This is a genomic window from Bradyrhizobium sp. Kon56 (assembly GCF_055807635.1).
The window spans coordinates 1-257 of the sequence record NZ_JBVVOU010000507.1 but is presented as its reverse complement, the minus strand read 5'-3'; the positions used below and the strand labels follow the sequence as shown (position 1 = coordinate 257).

Genomic DNA, 257 nt, shown 5'->3' with positions numbered 1-257 from the left:
GACGGTGATGTTTTCCGAAGTGACCGAAGTCCGGGACGCGATTTACCTGCTGACGTCTCGGGCTGAGAGCAAGGAAGTGGCTCAGGAACTGGTCAGGGAAATGGACTGGTACGACCGTTACCTGGCCAAGGGCGAGGCGGATCGCAGTGCCAATACCACGCCGGGCAACAAGAAGGGCGGGCTGTCGAATATCGTCGAGAAGTCGTTGGGCTCCATCGTCAAATCCGGCAGCAGCGCGATCAACGGCGTGCTGGGCC

At 60.3% G+C, this 257-nt stretch carries 1 pseudogene; it reads left to right on the top strand.

What is annotated here, in order from left to right:
* A pseudogene (gene garD, locus AC0L3B_RS39850) lies at positions 1 to 257 on the top strand (galactarate dehydratase); the annotation flags it as partial.